Origin of the sequence: Chryseobacterium sp. SORGH_AS_0447, assembly GCF_030818695.1 — a bacterium.
In the GTDB taxonomy this organism is placed as follows: domain Bacteria; phylum Bacteroidota; class Bacteroidia; order Flavobacteriales; family Weeksellaceae; genus Chryseobacterium.
Genome location: NZ_JAUTAR010000001.1, coordinates 3,680,933 through 3,700,470 on the forward strand (window position 1 = coordinate 3,680,933; position 19,538 = coordinate 3,700,470).

Sequence of the window (19,538 nt, forward strand, 5' to 3'; positions counted from 1 at the left end):
CCCGGCATCGGGAATGTTTTTTATTTACAGTAAAGATAAAATGATTAAATTCAGTACATGAAACTAAGGTGTTTTTTGGTAGGGTTGGGTTTTCAGCGTTTTTATGAATGCTCAGAATTCCTTTGAAATTGAAGACGCCGAAAAAACCGTCATTCCTTTTAAACTTATCGCCAATTTAATTTTCATTCCTGTCAACATCAATGGTGCCGACCTTACCTTTATGTTGGATACCGGCGTTGCGGAAACCTCTATTTTCAGTCTGGAAAACCAAGAACTGACCCTGCAGAATGTGGAAAAAATCAGATTTTCGGGATTGGGAGGTACCGCCAGTATTGACGGTTTCCGTTCCGATCATAATGTGGCGAGAATCGGAAAAGACTTTGTAAACCGGTCTATGACGGTTTATATTATTACTGAACAGGATTTTAATATTTCCTCTCATATCGGCATTCCTGTAAACGGTATTATCGGGTATCATTTTTTTAAGGACCATCCGTTGGTGATCGATTATTCTACAAAGAAAATCACCATTTATAACGACGAAAACGTATTCAGAAAAAGAATCAGAAAGTTTGAAGAGATCAGCATCAGCATCGAAAAGAATAAACCTTATCTGTTTGCTGATGTAGAAATGACCAAAGAACGGAAGCCCTCAAAACTGCTGATTGATCTCGGAAACAGTGATGCGATCTGGCTTTTTCCGGCTCTTATAAAAGATTTCGTCTATAACAGACCAAACATCGACGATTATTTAGGAAGAGGATTTAATGGCGATGTTTACGGTAAAAGAAGCCGGATCCACCATCTGTATTTAGGAAGCTTTACATTCGAAAAACCGCTTACCGCAATGCCGGACGAATTTTCGATTCAGCATGTGAATATGGTAGAGAATAGAAAAGGCTCAGTGGGCGGAGATATTATGCGGCGTTTTACCGTAGCTTTCGACTATAAGAATCAGAAACTATATGTAAAGAAAAACAGAAATTTCAACGATCCTTTCCATTTTAATATGAGCGGACTCGATTTCAAACAGGATGGTGTGGAATGGACGAAAGACCTGATCAGCCTGCCTGCAAAAAGTAATAAAGCACCTGCCGGAAGCACGGAAGTGATCAACAACAATATGCAATATAATTTTGTCCTGAAACCCATCTTTTCAATTGCCGGCGTAAGGAAAGATTCTCCCGGTGCCAAAGCCGGACTGCAGAAAGATGACCGCCTCATCAGCATAAATGGCAAGAAAACTGCAGATATGACTTTGCAGAAAATAATGGAAATGATGAAATCCGACGAAGGCAAAACCATAGAAATGATTATCGAAAGAAAGAACAAACCGCTGATGTTAAAATTTACCCTGGAAGATCCAATACCTTATCAAGAATAATATGAATACCGAAGAAACAACATTAGATAAAATCCGTACCCGGCCGAGGTTCACCATGTTTACCCACCTGACCAAAGAGGAATATGCAGAAAACCTTAAAAAGTACCTCGCGGAACACCGGAATGAATTTTCGGGAAACATCAACAAGGAGATAGCCACCATTTGTGTAGAAACAGAATACGAAACCTACTGGAAACCGAGATTATCACTGAGAATTGAAACCGAAGACGAAAAGACTTCCGTGAGGGGCGTTTTCGGACCCAGCTCTGCTGTATGGACCTTCTTTATGTTCCTGTATTTTTCCTTTTCGATTCTGTGGATGGTATTTTTTTCCATGTACTATGTGGAAAAGCAAATTAAAAGTCAAGAATATCCATGGGCTCTTACCGCCTCATTTATTATGATCGGCTTCATACTGCTTACTTATGCGGCCGCAAGATTCGGTCAGCACAAAGGCAAAGACGAAATGATAAAGCTTAGAAAATTTGCTGAAGAATCTACCCTTCCTTTCGAAAAAACAGATTAAGGAGCTACCGTCTTCGTAGTCTGGGGCATCTGTTCCAATACGGCTTTTGCTGCTTTTATGGAATCCACCACTTTTTCGCGGTTGTCCTGTTCTTTCAAAATTTTCTCGATATTCGGTTCGATCATTTTAGTCATTTCCTCTACGGAAACACTGTTGGAGTTAGGATCGCTCAGCAATCTTCTCCAAGGTTTTCTTTTTCCCCAGCCATAATCACCATACACCAGAACAGGTGTTCCTTTGGCTTTTGTAGTTGCCCCTCCGGGGTTCAGCACCCAGGTATCTGCGTAACCGTACAGCCATTTGGCATCCTTCATCAGCAATCGTAAGCATGAGTGCGATGCAGGATATCCCGGAAGATCGTATTGGTGCCACCCGATCCCGTCCAGATTAAAAATATTGAAATTATAAGGAAGTTTCCATTCGCTGCTTACCGTGGAAATAGCCAATTGCTTTTTCCAGTTGGCGAATGTAAGACCCGTTTTTGTTTTGGCAGATTTCTTACCCATGCTTGTCGGGCCCCACTTAACAAGCGTACCGTTCGAATACACTCCGAAAGCCTGAATAGGATACGAAAATACGACAAACTTTTTCACCGGACTCAACACATCAAGCTGCATCGGAAAGGGCGCATATTCCATTAGTGTCGTATCGATTTTTGCAGGAACGACCAAGGTATCGGCATTCCATTTATTTTTAGAATCCAGGCGGTTTAGCGCAAGGATCGCATATCGTTCTGAAGCAGAATATTTTTTATTGAAAACAGCGAATAGCGAATCTTTCATTTTTTTATCTTTCGGAAAGATAAAAGCATTGTAAAAACCATCTTCCTGCATAGCGGGCGGCATCGATTCCTTCTGAACTACCGAATCTCTTTTTGCGACAACTGAATCTTTTTCTTCATCTGAATCCTCCAATACTGCCGAAGAAGTATCCTGGATCTTATCATTGATCTTTTCCATTTCCTTTTTACATGATAAGAGCATGAATGCTATACAAACAGCAGAAAGAAATGATTTTTTCAGAGATATGTTTTTCATAAATAAATATGGTCGGATTGATTTTTCCTACTCAGTACAAATATCAGACCTAAAATCGGATTGAAAAAGTGTAGAAGAAAAATACCGGGAAAATACGGTGATGTCCCAAATATATAAAACATAAATTCCTGTTTTAGAGACTTAAGAAAATGCTATTTTAATATATTTTATCGCATCAGCTCGTGACTATAAATGATTATTATCAAAAAACATAAATAAAAAAAGCCTTTGTAATATACATCACGGCTTGCAGAATACAAAATATAGATGAAATACATAAACAAAAAAATCCTGTAAAATGATTTACAGGATTTGCGATCCGGACGGGACTCGAACCCGTCTCGTCTGATGACGAGATGACAGGGCGGCATTCTAACCAACCAAATCATCAGATTAATATCCTTTAATAAGTTTTTCAAGAGAAGTACGATTCAGTTTCTTCAACCTTTTCTCTTCAATCAAAGCCTGAGACTTGCTTTCAAATTCCTGCACATAAACTATTTTCCAATCATTTGTTCCCGATGTATACTTGCTCTTGGATTCAAGATGATAGAGTAAACGCCTTTCAACATTTTCAGAAAAGCCTTTGTAATATACATCACGGCTTGCAGAATATAAAATATAGATGAAATACATAAACAAAAAAATCCTGTAAAATGATTTACAGGATTTGCGATCCGGACGGGACTCGAACCCGTCTCGTCTTAGGACGAGATGACAGGGCGGCATTCTAACCAAACAAATCATCAGATTAATCTTTATCTTTTAATAAGTTTTTCAAGAGAAGTACGATTCAGTTTCTTCAACCTCTTCTCTTCAATCAAAGCGTGAGATTTGTTTTCGAATTCCTGCATATAAACTATTTTCCAATCATTTGTTCCCGATGTATACTTGCTCTTGGATTCAAGATGATAGAGTAAACGCCTTTCAACATTTTCAGAAAAGCCTTTGTAATATACATCACGGCTTGCAGAATATAAAATATAGACGAAATACATAAACAAAAAAATCCTGTAAAATGATTTACAGGATTTGCGATCCGGACGGGACTCGAACCCGTCTCGTCTTAGGACGAGATGACAGGGCGGCATTCTAACCAAACAAATCATCAGATTAATCTTTATCTTTTAATAAGTTTTTCAAGAGAAGTACGATTCAGTTTCTTCAACCTCTTCTCTTCAATCAAAGCGTGAGATTTGTTTTCGAATTCCTGCATATAAACTATTTTCCAATCATTTGTTCCCGATGTATACTTGCTCTTGGATTCAAGATGATAGAGTAAACGCCTTTCAACATTTTCAGAAAAGCCTTTGTAATATACATCACGGCTTGCAGAATATAAAATATAGACGAAATACATAAACAAAAAAATCCTGTAAAATGATTTACAGGATTTGCGATCCGGACGGGACTCGAACCCGTCTCGTCTTAGGACGAGATGACAGGGCGGCATTCTAACCAACCTACCGTCAAATTAATCTTTATCTTTAATAAGCTTTTCAAGAGAAACACGATTCAGTTTCTTCAACCTTTTCTCTTCAATCAAAGCCTGAGACTTGCTTTCGAATTCCTGCACATAAACTATTTTCCAATCATTTGTTCCCGATGTATACTTGCTCTTGGATTCAAGATGATAGAGTAAACGCCTTTCAACATTTTCAGAAAAGCCTTTGTAATATACATCACGGCTTGCAGAATATAAAATATAGACGAAATACATAAACAAAAAAATCCTGTAAAATGATTTACAGGATTTGCGATCCGGACGGGACTCGAACCCGCGACCTCCGCCGTGACAGGGCGGCATTCTAACCAGCTGAACTACCGGATCAATTTTTTTAAAGTAAATTGAGAAAACTTTCTGCGATCCGGACGGGACTCGAACCCGCGACCTCCGCCGTGACAGGGCGGCATTCTAACCAGCTGAACTACCGGATCAATTTTTTAAAGAAATTGAAAAAAACTTCTGTTATCCGGAGTTCTGAACCCGTCTCGTCTTAGGACGAGATGAAAGGGCCGCATTTAAACGACGAAACTTCTGATCAATTTTATTTTAAAAGTAAATTGAGAAAACTTTCTGCGATCCGGACGGGACTCGAACCCGCGACCTCCGCCGTGACAGGGCGGCATTCTAACCAGCTGAACTACCGGATCAATTTTTTAAAGAAATTGAAAAAAACTTCTGTTATCCGGAGTTCTGAACCCGTCTCGTCTTGGGACAAGATAAAAGGCCGTATTTAAACTACGAAACTTCCGATCAATTTTATTTAAAAGTAAATTGAAAACTTTTTGCGATCCGGACGGGACTCGAACCCGCGACCTCCGCCGTGACAGGGCGGCATTCTAACCAGCTGAACTACCGGATCAAGATTTATCTTGTTTTTAAAGAACCTCGTTTCTTTTTTGTGATGGCAAAAGTACAACTTTTTTCGTTACCTGCAAATTTATTTCAAAAAAAAAGCCTCCCGAAACCGGAAGGCGTTCATAATCAAAATTATTATTTTATAAGTGTGCGCTTAGTTTTTCAGCGATCACTTCTTTTGGAGCTACTCCTACCAATTTATCCACAACCTCCCCATTCTTGAAAATAAGAACTGTAGGGATATTTCTGATACCGTACTGCATAGAAATTTCCTGGTTGTTATCCACATCTACTTTTCCAACTACTGCTTTTCCTTCAAAGTCTGTTGCTACCTCTTCGATGATTGGTCCCAACGTTCTGCACGGTCCGCACCATACTGCCCAAAAATCTACCAATACCGGCTTATCTGATTTTAAAACCGTTTCCTGAAATGAGCTGTCTGTAATTTCTAAAGCCATTTTATTTTTTTATTTAAATTAATATTCTTCTTAATTGATTTCCTTTAATCGGATAGTCAAAATTACGCTTTTTGAGCAATAAGCCTATCTATGCTCAACATTTGTATTTTCTATAACGAAATCTTTTGAGATTTCCATCAAAGCGTCTGCCAAAGCATCGATATCTTCTTTCGTCGTTAAATGACTAAAAGAGATTCGCAGCGGTGTACAATGATCCATTTCATCTTCTGATAAAACCATCATCATTACCATGGAAGGCTTCGATGCTCCTGACGAACATGCGCTTCCCTGAGAAATTGCAATCCCCTTCATATCCAGTTGCAGCCCGATTAACGGGTTTTTATAGGGTAATAGAGCACTTAAAACCGTATAAAGACTGTTTTCCTGCTCTGCACTTCTTCCGTTGAATTTGATGCCCGGAACTGCTTCCGTAAGTTTTTCGGCAGCATAACTTTTGATAGCCTGCATATGATTGGCATATTCCTCCAAATGATTAAGGGAAATTTCCAAAGCTTTTCCTAAACCTACGATTCCTGCTACATTCTCAGTACCTGCTCTTAAGCTTCTTTCCTGAGGTCCACCGGTAATGATTCCTTTCAGACCGCTGGATTTTCTGATAAAAGCAAATCCGATTCCTTTTGGGCCGTGGAATTTGTGGGCACTGCATGATGCGAAATCAACCTGAATATCGGAGAAATCCAGCTGCATATGGGCCATCGTCTGTACGGTATCGGAATGAAATAACGCGTGATGCGCTTTGCACAATTTGGCTACTTTTTTAATATCGGTAAGGTTGCCGATTTCATTGTTGGCATGCATCAAGCTTACCAAGGTTTTTTTATCGGATGCCTTTAAAAGTTCTTCTAATTTAGTAAGATCGATATCTCCCTTTTCATTCGGGCGGATGTAGTTTACCTCTACTCCTTTACGTGCTTTCATATCCAGGATGCTTTCCGAAACACACTTGTGCTCCAAGGGAGAACTGATAATTCTCTCAACACCAAGATGGTCGACAGCGGACTTGATGATCATATTGTTTGATTCTGTCCCGCATGAAGTAAAGATAATCTCAGCCGGCGTCACATGAAGATAATCGGCTACCTGTCTTCTTACGTTTTCGATCAGAATTTTTGCCTCCTGACCGAAACTGTGTGTTGAGGACGGATTCCCGAAATTCATTTTCATGGTACCCACCATGGCATCGATAACTTCTTCCGAAAGCGGAGTCGTAGCAGCGTTATCAAGGTATATTTTATTCATTTTTACTTTGAAAATATTAGTTTCAGTACAATAAAAAATGGAATCTGAACCGACTGATTCTTACCTCTTTCGGGTTTTCCATTTTTTACCGTTCAAAATTAGTGAAAAAATTGATAATGTCCCTCATTTGCCCATTTTAACATCGGCTTATCTCCTGAGGTATCTCCGAAAGCAATAATCTTATCATATTTTTTATCCCTGATCTCTGTCTGAATACGGGCAAGTTTTTCATTGCCGTTACAGTTTCTCCCGATAAAGTTTCCTGTGAAAACACCGTTCTTAAACTCAGCCTGAGTGGCCAATAGCTTCATGTTAAAAGCATCAGCAAAAGGCTTTGCCCAGATGTCGAGTGATGCTGTTACCAATAGGCTCTGTGTATTTTCGTGATCTATATTTTTAATAAAGTCCAAAGCATTTTCTCTTACCACTTTAGGATAATGCGCCTCAAAGAACTGTTGGGATTTTTTTTCGATCTTTTCCTGGGTCTGCCCCTTAAGGATAGAGCCGATAAAGCTTTTTTTCACTTTTTCAGTTTCTGCCAGTCTTAGTTTTAATAGAACAAAAAGTGGAACATGCTTCAAAAACTGCAGCCTGAATTTTGTGGGATCGTAAAATTTAAGATACATAAACATCGTATCCTTGTAAGTAAGAGTTCCGTCAAAATCAAAACAATACAATTTTTTCATTGTTCTTCCTTTATCTTATTTTTAAATTTTGTCAATATTATGGTAAACGAAAAGACTTCAGGTATATTTTATACGCTTTGTCTATTAGCTAAAATCAATTTAATTAAAATCAAAAAATAGGTTAGCTTTCAGTTTCTCTAAAACGGTTTTTAAAGCTTTAATTTTTTAAATATAAATTCAGGGATATTCCTGATAATCATCATAATGATTCCCCAAATCGGTAGTACGTAAGCTACATTCTTCTGCTTTTTATAGGCTTTAAAAATACACTCCGCCGCCTGCTTCGGCGTTGCCGTTAGTTTAGGATTCAAAGGCAATCCTTCAGTCATTTTAGTGGCCATAAATCCCGGTTTTACCGTAAGAACATGAACTTTTTTATCGAAAAGATAGTTTCTTAAGCCGCTTAAATAAGCCGTAAATGCCGCTTTTGCGCTTCCATAGATGAAATTGCTCTGTCGCCCACGGTCTCCTGCTACGGAGGATAATCCGATGATAGTCCCGGATCGTCTGCTTTCAAACTTATGGGCGAAATAATTGATAACAGGAATCAGTCTTGCATAGTTGATATCAATAATGCGCTCTGTATTTCTATTGTCGTATAAGCCTTCTGCAGTACCTTCGCCCAGATATCCTGTTGCACAGAACAGCAACCCTGAATTAATCTGTTCAAAACGGTTGTAATCGATTTCCTTCATCAGATCCAATTCAATAACCTCCGACTGCTGGAGAAATTTCACATCGATATGCCGGGCAAATCTTTCGGTTGTTTCCCTATTGGAGGTAAAGAGATAAATTCTTTCAAACTTCTCCCCTTCCTGTAAAGCTTTTTCCACAAAAGCCTGCGCTACTTCCGACGTGCTTCCTAAAACGATCATTCGTGCTAAATATTATTTAAAATTCTTTTATGCTGCAAAGACACAAATTTCGAGCTTTGGACATTTTTAAGGTAATTGGTAAGGGATGATCTGCTCATGCTGTCTTTGGTAAGATAAATCTTCCCGTTGTACTGCTCTACAATATCATCAAGCTGACTGATCAGTTTTTTAAGTTTTGAATTGACCTTAAAGTCAAGTGCAAGCGAATACCCTTCAAAAGGAAAGGAATTGTAAGCCTGCGGATTTTCTTTTCCGTAAAGCTTTAAAACAGCCAGAAAAGATCCATTTCCGCTGTTGGCAATGGTTTCAAGGATTTTTCTCATTCCTTCCTTACCCGATTCTTTAGGGATCATCATCTGATATTGGATGAAACCGGATTTTCCATAGATCTTATTCCAGTCATTCACGAAATCCAAAGGATAGAAAAAAGTTTCATAGTCGGTAAAACTTTTCACCTCTTTTTTAGCCTGTTTTTTATAATACAGAAAATTAAAAATCTTTACCGTTAAAGCATTCAAGACAAATCCCGGGAAATAAAAAGGAACTGTGGGCTCGAATTTCTTTTTCAACCGTAATGGTTTTTCTTTGAGGTTCTGTGGCAATTCGTGCTGGAAAGCATGCTCACCTCTCATCAGGATACTTCTTCCTATATTTTTACCTTTCTGAAGACAATCGATCCAGGCAACGGTATACGTCCAGTTCTCACTCTCTTCAAAAAGCGTGAAGATCTCATCAAGATTTTCGGCTTTGATACTTTCCTGACGGATATAAGCCGACTCTATGTTTTTTAATTTAAATTTTGCCGTCAGAATAATTCCCGTAAGTCCCATGCCGCCAATGGTAGCCCAGAATTTATCTGAATTTTCCTCTCTTGAACAGGTAATTACATCACCACTTTCAATCATCAGTTTAAATTCAATGACGTATTCTGAAAAACAGCCTTCGGCATGATGATTTTTGCCGTGAACATCAGATGCAATTGCTCCGCCTACGGAAACGAATTTAGTTCCCGGTGTTACATACAGAAAATATCCCTGAGGGACGGCTATTTCCAGAACATCGGAAAGCAAAACTCCGGATTCACATTCGATGATTCCGTTCAGACGGTCAAAACTGATGAATTTATTTAATTTTTTTGTTGAAAATATGTGTTCGCCCAATGACGAGTCTCCATAGCATCTTCCATTTCCTCTCGCGATTACTTCATTGTTATTGAGGACAAATTCTTTTATTTTTTTGAAGCTGTCATCAGACCTCATTTCTTTTTCCACTATGGGATAATTCCCCCAGTTGGTAACTTTCTGTATAAAATTCGGCTTCATTTTTTAAAATAAATTTGGATTAAAAATGCAGCAACCCATAACACCAGAGTAACCTGGATGTATCGGTCCCGGTAAACGATTTTCGTAGGGGACTCCGTTCTGTTGTATACCAACGTCTGCTGTAAATATCTTAAAAATGCAAAAACAACAAAAATCACGGTATAAAAAACCCGTGAATGGAATCTTGCCTGAACTTCCGGTGACAGGGTAAACATTAAATAACAGACAATGGCAAGTGTAACCGAAATGGAAAGGGCAATATCTGCAAACTGTACGTTATAACCGTCCAAAGCGCGTCTTGTCTTGCCGGAAACCTGAGCATTGATCAGTTCTCCCCGTCTTTTTCCGATGGCCAGAACCAGTGCCAGAACAAATGTCAGCAAAATCGCCCATTGAGAAATACTGATTCCGGTAATATACCCTCCTGCCAGAACCCGCAGGACAAATCCTACAGCAATGATGGAGATATCGATAATGGGAACGTGTTTTAATTTAAAGGTATAGGCCAGATTCATTACAAAATAGAATCCGACAATGGTAGCGAATTTCCATAAGCTTTCCTGAAAATAGGATTGGGCAACAAATACAAGCGCAATATCGACAATAATAAGACCAATGAAAATTCCTATAGCCTTCGATTTTGAGATGGCCCCGCTTGCTAACGGACGTCTTCTTTTTTCGGGGTGCTTTTTATCCGCTTCGATATCATTGTAATCGTTCAGAATATAAACAACACTGGCGGCCAATGAAAAAATGATAAAAGCAAAAATGCTCTTGGTAAGTAAGTCGAGGTTTTTAATATTACCTGAGAAAAAGAGAGGAACAAAAACAAAAAGGTTTTTCACCCATTGCTCCACGCGGAGCAGCTTTACATATTTCTTCATTTATGTTGTTTCAAATGCAAAAATAATGATTTCTAAATTATCCGGATAAAAATACAAAAATAACCGCAAAAGCGGTTATTTAAGAAAATATTTATATGTTAATTGTTACTGTCCCTGTTGAGCATCCTGAATCATTTTTTCATTTGCTGTAATGGCAAATTCTACTCTTCGGTTTTTAGCTCTTCCGGCATCGGTATCATTGGATGCTACCGGCATACTTTCCCCTTCTCCTTTAGCAAATAGTCTGCTGGAAGCAATTCCTTTACCGGATAAATAAGCTTTTACAGCATTTGCTCTTCTTTCGGAAAGACTCATATTATACGAATCCGAACCTTTGCTGTCTGTATGTCCGTAAATATTGATATTTGTATCAGGGTTATTGGTTAATACCTGAGCAAGTTTATCTAAGTTAGTTTTTGCAGTGGTCGTTAATGCAGATGAATCGAAATCAAAGTTTACAATGCTTTCATTTAAAGTAATTTTAATTCCGTCTCCCACTCTTTCCACTTCAGCACCCGGCAATGTTTCTTTAATTTCTCTTGCCTGCTTATCCATTTTATTACCGATTACGTTACCAGCAACACCACCAATAATACCTCCCAGTACTGCTCCGATCGCTCCGTTTCCTCCTCTTCCTACATTGTTTCCAAGAATTCCTCCAATTACCGCTCCCGATGCAACACCTACTGCCGTACCTCTTTGCTGGTGATTAGAATTCTGTACCGCTTCACAGCTTGTAAGCAATAACGCTGATGACAAGAAAAGCCCTCCGATATATGTTTTTGTAAGTTTCATCTTTTATTATTTTAAATTAATTACTTCATCCCTGCTCTCTCGAAGTTGTAAACAACTCTTACATTTTCTCCGTCGAAAGGAATGTTCTGTTCCAATGAAAATTGGTCTGTCGACTGGTTAATCAGCGTTAAAGAATATCCAGCCGTATTTTGTTTTGCTTTTGTTCCTTCAGCAATTTTTTTGAATTCAAAAGTATTACCGCTTACTACATTTAACTTGATCGGCTGCGTAAATCCTGCGCCGCAGGTTCCACCTCCATTAAGGGTATAAGCACCGGTCCAGTTGTTAGGGATTAATCTCCAATGGCTTCCAACAAAACACTGCGCATCTACTCCGTCATCAAAAGGTTTTATTTTGAAATTTTTATCATAATCTATGCTGACAATCTGCCAGTCGCCTTTCATTTTAAGAAATTCTGATCTCTGGTTCTGCGATGTCTGAGCATTTTTAACTCCGGAACATGACGTTGCAAAAAGCGCTGTTCCCAACATCCCTGCAAATAGTAACTTTTTCATTTTGTTGTTTATTATTTTGTTAGAATAAAGTCACAAAAAACCGTGCCAAAAATTAAATAATAGCAATAAAAAAAGTCCGATAATTTCGGACTTTATATGGTTCTGCTTAAAAAACAGGAAGATAAACTATTTTTTAACCTTCTTTTTTACGGATTTTACAGCCTTATTTGAAGAGGAAGATTTTCCTTTGTAAAAATTATTATAAGCATATTCCGCTGCTTTTTCAAGATCAATTACCCCTCCTGCCTGCGAATAATCTGCAAACTGATTAACCGTACTCGGATTGCTGGATTTTACAAGAGATTCAATAACCTGTGCAGGCGTTAGTGAAGGCATATAAGCCAATAGAACAGCCGCTGCCCCTGCTACGACAGGAGATGCCATTGAAGTTCCCTGAAGGTACTTATATTCGTTGTGAGGAACCGTAGAATAAATTTCTTCACCCGGAGCAAAAACATTTACCATTTTTTTGTTATAGTTGGAAAATCCTGCTCTTAATGCATCATTCTTGTTCGTACTTGCTCCTACTACTAAAACGTTATTTACAAACGGTTTTTCATCGGTAACATTTTTGAAGTTGGTAGGATAAGCCAGATGTTCTGCAACGTCTTCGTTTTCATTACCCGCTGCTTTTACCAAAAGTACCCCTTTATCCTGAGCATATTTGAAAGCATCCCAAACAACGTTTTTACCCGGAGAAACCGGTTTACCAAAGCTCATATTCAATACTTTCGCTCCGTTATCTACAGCATACCGGATGGCATTGGCAACATCTTTATCTCTCTCATCACCGTTCGGAACGGTTCTTACGGACATGATCTTAGCCACTTTAGAAGCTACTCCATATTGGATTTCTTTTCCATTTGGAAGTCCGGCGATGATCCCCGCAACGTGGGTACCGTGTTCCGCATCAGGACCTTCGTAATGGTTATTCCCATAATTTCTTTGCGAATAGTCGTCATAGTTATCTCCTACGATTTCTTTTCTCGGATCATAAGTAAGATCATATTGTTTTGACTGAGGACCGAAATAATCAAGCGCTTCTTTCATTTCACCGGAAATAGCTTTTTCAAATTCAGCTGGAGTTTTCCCTTTGAATTCAGGGCTTTGTGAAACCTGAGCCAAAACCTGAGCAGCCATAGCTTCTTTCTGATCTGCCGGCTTTATCGCTGCTACCGTTTCAGGCGTTACATTTTTCCCGTTCAGCAATCTTACCATTGTAGGAATCGCATCGCTGATCATGCTGTACATCTGGAAACTCTGTTTTGCTTCCACACTCTTCTTTGTAAAGAGTTCCTTCGCCTTCATGTACATTGCGAATTCTTCCGGCATCTTAGCCTGATTTGCTTTATTTTTTGAAGAGTCCTCACCCTCGAAGATCGGTTTATATTTGGCGACCACTCTGGTTACTTCCATATTATCAACATCGATATCGCCGTTTTTACCACCGATGAAATTCCATCCGTGAACATCGTCGATATATCCGTTTCCGTCGTCATCTTTGCCGTTTCCAGGAACTTCGTTCGGGTTGGTCCATACATTCTTTACCAATCCGGGATGATCTACCTGAACACCGCTGTCTAATACACCTACTACTACTGTTTTAGGTTTAAGCCCTTTAGATTCTAAAAATTTATATGCATTTTCCGTGTTAACCCCATATACTTTGGTTGCAGCAAAATCTTTATGATACCAAGTCATAAGATCTTTATTTTCTTTCGGGTCAACACCGGATTTTGCTTCCTGTGCATTTGAAAAACCGAATCCCGCTAAAAAAACAGCGGCTAATAATACCTTTTTCATGCTAGTATGATTGTTTAATATTTTTAATATAAGTCATCGATTCCGGGCCTTTGTTACAGATAAGATCCAAAATTGATAAATCTTCTAAAAATCCCAGTTTGTCTGAGAATGTCTGATAGTATTCATCCATTTCAAATTCTGAGGAAAGTTTAGCTGAAAACTTTTCCCTGAAATTGATCTCTTCCGGAATTTTGATGTATTCCTGATTCAAAGAGTATGCCTTTTCAGTTTTGAGAATCTGCTGGATTACTTCCAGTGCTTTAAGATTAAAATCCAGCACATACTTTTCTTTCAGATCGTATATTTTCCTGAGCTTGTCTTCATAGAACTCGAAATAAGGAGAACTCTGGTAAGCGGTTTTAATAGATTTCCAATGCAGATTCCTCCAGTCTTCCCTGTGAGAGATTTCAATATCTTTAAAAGCCCTGCTTCCGTTGTGCGCAATGGGGATAATTAATGAAAGTTTTCCATTGGCACCATAGATGTTTGCCCTGTTTCTGTACGTTTGCTTGGGGAAGCTTTCAAACTGCTCGAAAAGGACTTCGTTTTCAGGATCCAGGAATACGGAAAACCATGAAATCGGCGGTAAATAAAATACCGGTAATAATACATTCTTCATATTCATAATGCAAAAATGAAGTATTTTTTCAAATACTTCATTCTATTTATATTTATTTTAACTTATTAATCTTCGCCTGTCTTTTTCTTTCTGAATAATTTAACGAAATATTCCCATCCGAAGAATAAGATAAGGATCATTGCTGCAATCCACCAGTAAGAAGTTTTGTTGGCTTCTCCCGTGTTTGTTGCTTTAAACATCCTGTCCCAACGTACTTTGAATGGCGCCTGATAAGAAGAGCTGGCATCTTTGAAAGCCCCTTGTATACTCATCCACGTAAACATCGGTTTTCCGACAATATTTTCTTCAGGAACAAATCCGAAGAATCTCGCATCCAATGACGCATCACGATTATCACCGATCATCATATAATAATCCTGCTGGATCGTATATTGGTTGGTTTCTTTTCCGTTGATAAAGATTTTACCGTTTTTATTTTCCAGGCTGTTGTGCTCATATTCAGAGATAATCCACTGGTAAGTCGGAAGAGATTCCTGGTTAATGGTCACTACATCACCTTTTTTAGGAATTTTTAAAGGGCCATACCAATCCTGGTTCCAAGATTTGTTAATCGGGAAGATAGATTGGGTCGTATCGATACTCTTCGTATATGCGGTTTTATCAGCATTTAATTTATAAGAAATCGTTGCGGAATCTTTAGGATAAATATTTTCTTCCATACTGATTACATTCGGCAGCGTTTTGATGTCCTTCGCCGTTTGATCAGTAAGTCCCTGGAACATATAGGTAAATCCGCCTTTTTCATTCTGCATTTCTCTTACCGGCAGGAATCCATACGTATTATACATACTTGGAATATCCAACTGTGTTCCGGTATTTACCGTGTAAGCATGTTGTACTTCCTGGTCGCCAAGAACCGTCTCCGGTTTTCCGTTTACAAAAAGTCTTCCGGCTCTCATCTCGAAAGTATCGCCTGCTACCGCCACACATCGTTTTACATAAGGATCTTTTCGGTCGGTTGCTGTATGTACAGAGTCCTGTGGATAGTTGAATACTACCACATCATTTTTCTGAGGCTTATTGAATTGAAAAATTCTTTCGTAAGGAAGCTTTACTCCGTCAACGTAAGATTTCGGATCATCTTTCGGGTTTCCTTTTTCACCGGTATCCATGATGGTTCCCTGTAAGAAAGGAATGGCCAAAGGACGCATCGGCAGCCTGTATCCGTAGCTCCATTTGTTTACAAATAGGAAATCTCCTACCAACAGCGTTCTTTCCATAGACCCTGTCGGGATTCCGAAAGGCTGGGTAACAAAAACGTGGATAATGGTAGCGAAAACCACGGCAAAAGTAACCGATCCGATAAAAGAATCTTTTTTCTTCGCTTCTTTTTCTTCGTCTGTAAGGAACAGGTCATTTTCATCTTCCAGCTCAACATCTTTTCCGTAATTTACCGTAGCCATGTAAATGAATGGCAGAATTACTGTAAGAAGCCTGTCTTTGAAGAGGGTTTTCCCGAATTTTTTCATTAAATATAAATGAAAAACAGACATCATAATAGGTCCTACAATCGGAAGATATGATAGAATGGCCCACCATTTCGGATGTTTCGTTTCTTTTAGGATAATGAAATAATTGTAGAATGGGATAAAAGAAAATAACGGATTGTACCCCAGTTTTTTAAACAGCTTCCAGGTGGAAATTCCCATCAGTACTGACAAAATGAGAACATAAAATGCATATGTTAAAAAATAATTCATAAATTTTTGTGCCTAATCTATACTATAATTGATGGATGATGATTGATCAATGATCTTTGAACAACTATTCATCTTTCACTTTATTTGGTCTGCAATTTAGGGATTTTGTTACAGACTAAAGCCCCAAAACATCCTTCATTGCGAAATTTCCTTTTTTATCTTTGATCCATTCGGCAGCCACCACTGCGCCCAATGCAAAACCGTTTCTGTTGAAAGCGGTGTGTTTGATTTCGATTTCATCCACTTCGCTTCTGTAGAAAACGCTGTGTGTACCGGGAACCTCATCCTCACGGATGGCAAAAATACCCAGCTGGTTGTCTTGGGTTTCTTCCAGTTTCCACGCGTCAAATTTTGGGTTGTGTTTGAAGATTCCTTCGGCAATCGAAATTGCTGTTCCACTCGGAGCATCTTTTTTATGAACGTGATGAATTTCTTCCAGCTGGCAGGAATATTCGTCTACATTTTTCATGAGGTCTGCCAGTTTTTCATTTAAGGCAAAAAACAAATTAACGCCTAAGCTGAAATTGGAGCCATAAAGGAAGGCAATACCATTGTCCACCGCTAGCTTTTCGATTTCAGGCTTCTTTTCCAGCCAGCCGGTAGTTCCGCAGATGACAGGAATTTTATTTTCCAGACAGGCTTTAATGTTTTCATAAGCCACTTCGGGCAGGGAAAACTCGATAACAACGTCCGGGTTATTCAGGTTTTCAGCAGTTGGGGTCTCCTTTAACCGGGCAACGATTTCATGGCCTCTTTTAGTGGCGATTTCATCGATGATTTTCCCCATTTTACCGTATCCAACCAATGCTATTTTCATATTTTTATTTGTTTTTCCGCTTATATTTTTAACGCAAAGATCGTTTAAAAATCGTTCTTCACATTTTTCGCTCGCAAAGGCGTTTCACGCAACAACGGCGTAATTAAAGCAGTTTTATATTATTTTTTAAAATCTGTAACTTAAACTGATACCCGTCTTCGGAGGAGCAATGCCGTATTGGTCCTGAACCATAGTAGGATTCAGGGTAAGATCCGGATCACGGCGGGATTCGTATAAATGGGCATCCACCACGGCATCCACGATGTTCAGAATGTAAATAAGCCCACTAATGGCGATGGCATAATCGCGCTGTCTTTTAGACCTGTCCTGTGCATTTCCCAATGCTGTTTTATCCAGCCAAGGATGGGTATCTACGAATTCATTCGGGGTTCCGTTGAGCTTGGCGATGTAGTATCCACGGTATTTTTTATACTGATTATCATTCCAGATGGCGATCCCGACTCCCGTTCCTACGGCTCCCAATACAATGGGAACTTTCCAGTATTTTTTGTTGTATACCTGCCCAAGTCCCGGAAGAACGGCAGAATATAAACCTGCTTTTGTAGGATTCAGCTTTAGGGTTTTTTGTGTAGGCCCATTTGCTTTTTCCAGGTCCGAAACTACTTTCGCTTCGGTTTTGGTATTGTTTCTTTCCACGCCTATACTGTCTTTCGGACGGTAATCGACCCGGATCGTATCGTTGGGATTTACCTGTGACGAGGCCAAAGCAAAGAGGCACAGAAAAAAGGTGAACAGTATTTTTTTCATTTATTTAATGTGGGATAAAATATATTCCAGCTCATCTTCATTTTTGAAATCCAGAACAATTTTCCCTTTTTTTCCGTTGGGAGCGGCTTTGATTTCGACTTTTACATCCAGAATGTCTGCAATGGTCTTCTGCGCTCTTTTATAGTTGTTTGAAAGCTCTGCTTTTGCTTTTTTTGCAGCCGGAGATTTCGGGTTTTTAATTGCTGTGGCTGCCTGTTCTGCCTGGCGTACATTCAGCTTTTCTTTGATGATCAGCTCGAAAAGAATCTGCTGGTGTTCTTCACTTTCCAGACTGATGATCGCCCTTCCGTGTCCTGCAGAAATTTCACCACTGCGGATGGCATTCTGGATATCCGGATTCAATCGCAGCAATCTGATTGAATTGGTAATGGTACTTCTGTCCTTTCCGACCCTGTGGCTCAGGTTTTCCTGCGTAAGACCGATTTCTTCCATCAAACGCTGATAAGTCAGTGCAATTTCAATGGCATCAAGATCTTCCCTCTGGATGTTCTCTACAAGGGCCATCTCAAGAAGCTCCTGATCGTTTACCAGACGGATGTAGGCCGGAATAGACTCCAAGCCTGCAATTTTACTGGCACGGTAACGTCTTTCTCCTGATATAATTTCGAACTTTCCGCCGTCTTTTCTTAGGGTAATCGGCTGAATTACTCCTAAATTTTTAATGGACAATGCCAGTTCGTTCAATGCTTTTTCGTCAAAATAAGTTCTTGGCTGGGTCGAGTTGGGATAAATATCTTCCAATGCAATTTCTACAATATTTCCCACAAACTTATCTGCCCCTTCATCGGTAGCAGAGTTGATTGTTGCTTTGGATTCGGCACTAAGAATTGCGCCCAAACCACGTCCCATCGCTCTTTTTTTATCCTTCATATCTGTTTTTAGCGTTTAGCTCGGCTAGCTGCTTTTAATTCTTTACTAATTTTTCGTTTTTCAATAAAACTTCTTCCGCCAGTTGAATGTACTGGATGGCTCCTTTGCTTTCGGCATCGTAGTTCAGAATGCTTTCTCCAAAGCTCGGTGCTTCGCTCAACCTTACGTTTCTGCTGATGATGGTTTCGAAAACCATTTCCGGGAAGTGGGAGTTTACCTCTTCTACTACCTGATTGGATAATCTCAGGCGGCTGTCGTACATGGTAAGAAGCAAACCTTCGATATCCAGGTCTTTATTGTGGATTTTCTGAACATTTTTGATGGTGTTCAGTAATTTCCCAAGACCTTCCAATGCAAAATATTCACACTGGATCGGGATGATCACGGAGTCTGCTGCCGTAAGGGCGTTTACGGTAATTAAACCGAGACTCGGCGCACAGTCGATGATAATATAATCATAATCTGCTCTTACGCTTTCCAATGCTTTTTTCAGCATGTATTCGCGCTCTTCTTTATCCACCAGTTCGATCTCAGCGGCTACCAGGTCGATATGGGACGGCACAATATCCAGATTCGGCGTTGCCGTCTGCTTGATGCATTTTGCCGTATCTACGCTATGCTCCAAAAGATTGTAGGTAGAATACCGTACATCTTCCACCCCCAACCCCGACGTTGCATTCGCCTGGGGATCAGCATCGATAATTAATATCTTCTTTTCCAATACCCCTAATGCTGCAGCTAAATTTACAGCGGTTGTGGTTTTCCCAACTCCTCCTTTCTGATTAGCGATACCTATGATTTTTGCCATTGTTAGA

22 protein-coding genes and 4 tRNA genes are annotated in these 19,538 nt (G+C 39.4%); 2 read left to right on the top strand and 24 right to left on the bottom strand.

Features of this window, described 5'->3' with window-relative positions; translation table 11 throughout:
- The first annotated feature begins 103 nt into the window (after positions 1-103).
- Both QE422_RS16695 and QE422_RS16700 read left to right on the top strand, forming a co-directional pair.
- Entirely contained in the window at positions 104-1,384 is a 1,281-nt protein-coding gene (locus QE422_RS16695; RefSeq protein WP_307460910.1) for a PDZ domain-containing protein, read from the top strand.
- 1 nt (position 1,385) lies between these two features.
- Entirely contained in the window at positions 1,386-1,910 is a 525-nt protein-coding gene (locus QE422_RS16700) for a hypothetical protein (protein WP_307460912.1), read from the top strand.
- Here QE422_RS16700 and QE422_RS16705 read toward each other — a convergent pair.
- The 24 genes from QE422_RS16705 to QE422_RS16810 form a co-directional block, all read right to left on the bottom strand.
- Positions 1,907-2,869: a L,D-transpeptidase gene (locus QE422_RS16705; RefSeq protein ID WP_307460915.1), complete on the bottom strand. Its 963-nt coding sequence runs from the start codon at positions 2,867-2,869 to the stop codon at positions 1,907-1,909. The two genes, QE422_RS16700 and QE422_RS16705, sit on opposite strands and share 4 nt — an antisense overlap.
- 471 nt (positions 2,870-3,340) lie before the next feature.
- The gene (locus QE422_RS16710; RefSeq protein WP_307460917.1) at positions 3,341-3,583 is read right to left on the bottom strand and encodes a GIY-YIG nuclease family protein; all 243 of its coding nucleotides are present in this window, start codon (positions 3,581-3,583) and stop codon (positions 3,341-3,343) included.
- Between the two features lie 122 nt (positions 3,584-3,705).
- Positions 3,706-4,056 (bottom strand): GIY-YIG nuclease family protein, encoded by a 351-nt coding sequence (locus QE422_RS20015; RefSeq protein ID WP_373463409.1) that lies wholly within the window; start codon positions 4,054-4,056, stop codon positions 3,706-3,708.
- A gap of 11 nt (positions 4,057-4,067) precedes the next feature.
- Positions 4,068-4,400: a GIY-YIG nuclease family protein gene (locus QE422_RS20020; RefSeq protein WP_373463410.1), complete on the bottom strand. Its 333-nt coding sequence runs from the start codon at positions 4,398-4,400 to the stop codon at positions 4,068-4,070.
- A gap of 21 nt (positions 4,401-4,421) precedes the next feature.
- Positions 4,422-4,667, bottom strand: coding sequence for a GIY-YIG nuclease family protein (locus QE422_RS16715; protein ID WP_307460920.1), 246 nt, complete (start codon positions 4,665-4,667; stop codon positions 4,422-4,424).
- Positions 4,668-4,704: 37 nt separating this feature from the next.
- Positions 4,705-4,778, bottom strand: a tRNA-Asp gene (locus QE422_RS16720).
- 33 nt (positions 4,779-4,811) lie between these two features.
- A tRNA-Asp gene (locus tag QE422_RS16725) sits at positions 4,812-4,885 on the bottom strand.
- 142 nt (positions 4,886-5,027) lie between these two features.
- Positions 5,028-5,101 (bottom strand) — tRNA-Asp (locus QE422_RS16730).
- Between the two features lie 138 nt (positions 5,102-5,239).
- Positions 5,240-5,313: transfer RNA gene (locus QE422_RS16735), tRNA-Asp, on the bottom strand.
- A gap of 136 nt (positions 5,314-5,449) precedes the next feature.
- Positions 5,450-5,767 carry a thioredoxin gene (trxA, locus tag QE422_RS16740; protein ID WP_027379107.1) on the bottom strand — a complete coding sequence of 106 codons (318 nt, stop codon included), beginning with the start codon at positions 5,765-5,767 and terminating at the stop codon, positions 5,450-5,452.
- An 84-nt stretch (positions 5,768-5,851) separates the two neighbouring features.
- On the bottom strand, positions 5,852-7,027 hold the full coding sequence (locus tag QE422_RS16745; RefSeq protein ID WP_307460925.1) for a cysteine desulfurase family protein: 1,176 nt from the start codon (positions 7,025-7,027) through the stop codon (positions 5,852-5,854).
- Between the two features lie 98 nt (positions 7,028-7,125).
- Positions 7,126-7,713, bottom strand: coding sequence for an HAD family hydrolase (locus tag QE422_RS16750; protein WP_307460928.1), 588 nt, complete (start codon positions 7,711-7,713; stop codon positions 7,126-7,128).
- A gap of 149 nt (positions 7,714-7,862) precedes the next feature.
- A complete protein-coding gene (locus QE422_RS16755) occupies positions 7,863-8,588 on the bottom strand; it encodes an SDR family NAD(P)-dependent oxidoreductase (RefSeq protein WP_307460930.1) in 726 nt (241 codons plus the stop codon).
- Between the two features lie 5 nt (positions 8,589-8,593).
- Entirely contained in the window at positions 8,594-9,910 is a 1,317-nt protein-coding gene (locus tag QE422_RS16760) for an FAD-binding oxidoreductase (RefSeq protein WP_307460934.1), read from the bottom strand.
- On the bottom strand, positions 9,907-10,794 hold the full coding sequence (locus QE422_RS16765; protein WP_307460937.1) for a decaprenyl-phosphate phosphoribosyltransferase: 888 nt from the start codon (positions 10,792-10,794) through the stop codon (positions 9,907-9,909). Before QE422_RS16765 ends, QE422_RS16760 begins: the two co-directional genes overlap by 4 nt.
- A 105-nt stretch (positions 10,795-10,899) precedes the next feature.
- On the bottom strand, positions 10,900-11,589 hold the full coding sequence (locus QE422_RS16770; RefSeq protein WP_307460940.1) for an OmpA family protein: 690 nt from the start codon (positions 11,587-11,589) through the stop codon (positions 10,900-10,902).
- A 20-nt stretch (positions 11,590-11,609) separates the two neighbouring features.
- On the bottom strand, positions 11,610-12,104 hold the full coding sequence (locus QE422_RS16775) for a lipocalin family protein (protein WP_307460942.1): 495 nt from the start codon (positions 12,102-12,104) through the stop codon (positions 11,610-11,612).
- A 126-nt stretch (positions 12,105-12,230) separates the two neighbouring features.
- Positions 12,231-13,907, bottom strand: coding sequence for a S8 family serine peptidase (locus QE422_RS16780; protein WP_307460945.1), 1,677 nt, complete (start codon positions 13,905-13,907; stop codon positions 12,231-12,233).
- A gap of 1 nt (position 13,908) precedes the next feature.
- Positions 13,909-14,532 carry a WbqC family protein gene (locus QE422_RS16785; RefSeq protein ID WP_373463411.1) on the bottom strand — a complete coding sequence of 208 codons (624 nt, stop codon included), beginning with the start codon at positions 14,530-14,532 and terminating at the stop codon, positions 13,909-13,911.
- A 59-nt stretch (positions 14,533-14,591) separates the two neighbouring features.
- Positions 14,592-16,247 carry a signal peptidase I gene (gene lepB, locus QE422_RS16790; protein WP_307460950.1) on the bottom strand — a complete coding sequence of 552 codons (1,656 nt, stop codon included), beginning with the start codon at positions 16,245-16,247 and terminating at the stop codon, positions 14,592-14,594.
- A gap of 115 nt (positions 16,248-16,362) precedes the next feature.
- Positions 16,363-17,088, bottom strand: a complete 726-nt coding sequence (dapB, locus tag QE422_RS16795) for a 4-hydroxy-tetrahydrodipicolinate reductase (RefSeq protein ID WP_307462395.1) — start codon at positions 17,086-17,088, stop codon at positions 16,363-16,365.
- 102 nt (positions 17,089-17,190) lie between these two features.
- A complete protein-coding gene (locus tag QE422_RS16800) occupies positions 17,191-17,832 on the bottom strand; it encodes a DUF5683 domain-containing protein (protein WP_307460953.1) in 642 nt (213 codons plus the stop codon).
- The gene (locus tag QE422_RS16805; RefSeq protein ID WP_294304376.1) at positions 17,833-18,723 is read right to left on the bottom strand and encodes a ParB/RepB/Spo0J family partition protein; all 891 of its coding nucleotides are present in this window, start codon (positions 18,721-18,723) and stop codon (positions 17,833-17,835) included.
- A gap of 34 nt (positions 18,724-18,757) precedes the next feature.
- Positions 18,758-19,531, bottom strand: coding sequence for a ParA family protein (locus tag QE422_RS16810; protein ID WP_294304375.1), 774 nt, complete (start codon positions 19,529-19,531; stop codon positions 18,758-18,760).
- Positions 19,532-19,538: the final 7 nt, after the last annotated feature.

Bases quoted from the DNA above. Each gene is read 5' to 3' on its own strand.
- QE422_RS16695 (WP_307460910.1), top strand. From the start codon at position 104: ATGAATGCTCAGAATTCCTTTGAAATTGAAGACGCCGAAAAAACCGTC.
- QE422_RS16700 (WP_307460912.1), top strand. From the start codon at position 1,386: ATGAATACCGAAGAAACAACATTAGATAAAATCCGTACCCGGCCGAGG.
- QE422_RS16705 (WP_307460915.1), bottom strand. From the start codon at position 2,869: ATGGAAAAGATCAATGATAAGATCCAGGATACTTCTTCGGCAGTATTG.
- QE422_RS16710 (WP_307460917.1), bottom strand. From the start codon at position 3,583: ATGTATTTCATCTATATTTTATATTCTGCAAGCCGTGATGTATATTAC.
- QE422_RS20015 (WP_373463409.1), bottom strand. From the start codon at position 4,056: ATGATTTGTTTGGTTAGAATGCCGCCCTGTCATCTCGTCCTAAGACGA.
- QE422_RS20020 (WP_373463410.1), bottom strand. From the start codon at position 4,400: ATGCCGCCCTGTCATCTCGTCCTAAGACGAGACGGGTTCGAGTCCCGT.
- QE422_RS16715 (WP_307460920.1), bottom strand. From the start codon at position 4,667: ATGTATTTCGTCTATATTTTATATTCTGCAAGCCGTGATGTATATTAC.
- trxA (WP_027379107.1), bottom strand. From the start codon at position 5,767: ATGGCTTTAGAAATTACAGACAGCTCATTTCAGGAAACGGTTTTAAAA.
- QE422_RS16745 (WP_307460925.1), bottom strand. From the start codon at position 7,027: ATGAATAAAATATACCTTGATAACGCTGCTACGACTCCGCTTTCGGAA.
- QE422_RS16750 (WP_307460928.1), bottom strand. From the start codon at position 7,713: ATGAAAAAATTGTATTGTTTTGATTTTGACGGAACTCTTACTTACAAG.
- QE422_RS16755 (WP_307460930.1), bottom strand. From the start codon at position 8,588: ATGATCGTTTTAGGAAGCACGTCGGAAGTAGCGCAGGCTTTTGTGGAA.
- QE422_RS16760 (WP_307460934.1), bottom strand. From the start codon at position 9,910: ATGAAGCCGAATTTTATACAGAAAGTTACCAACTGGGGGAATTATCCC.
- QE422_RS16765 (WP_307460937.1), bottom strand. From the start codon at position 10,794: ATGAAGAAATATGTAAAGCTGCTCCGCGTGGAGCAATGGGTGAAAAAC.
- QE422_RS16770 (WP_307460940.1), bottom strand. From the start codon at position 11,589: ATGAAACTTACAAAAACATATATCGGAGGGCTTTTCTTGTCATCAGCG.
- QE422_RS16775 (WP_307460942.1), bottom strand. From the start codon at position 12,104: ATGAAAAAGTTACTATTTGCAGGGATGTTGGGAACAGCGCTTTTTGCA.
- QE422_RS16780 (WP_307460945.1), bottom strand. From the start codon at position 13,907: ATGAAAAAGGTATTATTAGCCGCTGTTTTTTTAGCGGGATTCGGTTTT.
- QE422_RS16785 (WP_373463411.1), bottom strand. From the start codon at position 14,532: ATGAATATGAAGAATGTATTATTACCGGTATTTTATTTACCGCCGATT.
- lepB (WP_307460950.1), bottom strand. From the start codon at position 16,247: ATGAATTATTTTTTAACATATGCATTTTATGTTCTCATTTTGTCAGTA.
- QE422_RS16800 (WP_307460953.1), bottom strand. From the start codon at position 17,832: ATGAAAAAAATACTGTTCACCTTTTTTCTGTGCCTCTTTGCTTTGGCC.
- QE422_RS16805 (WP_294304376.1), bottom strand. From the start codon at position 18,723: ATGAAGGATAAAAAAAGAGCGATGGGACGTGGTTTGGGCGCAATTCTT.
- QE422_RS16810 (WP_294304375.1), bottom strand. From the start codon at position 19,531: ATGGCAAAAATCATAGGTATCGCTAATCAGAAAGGAGGAGTTGGGAAA.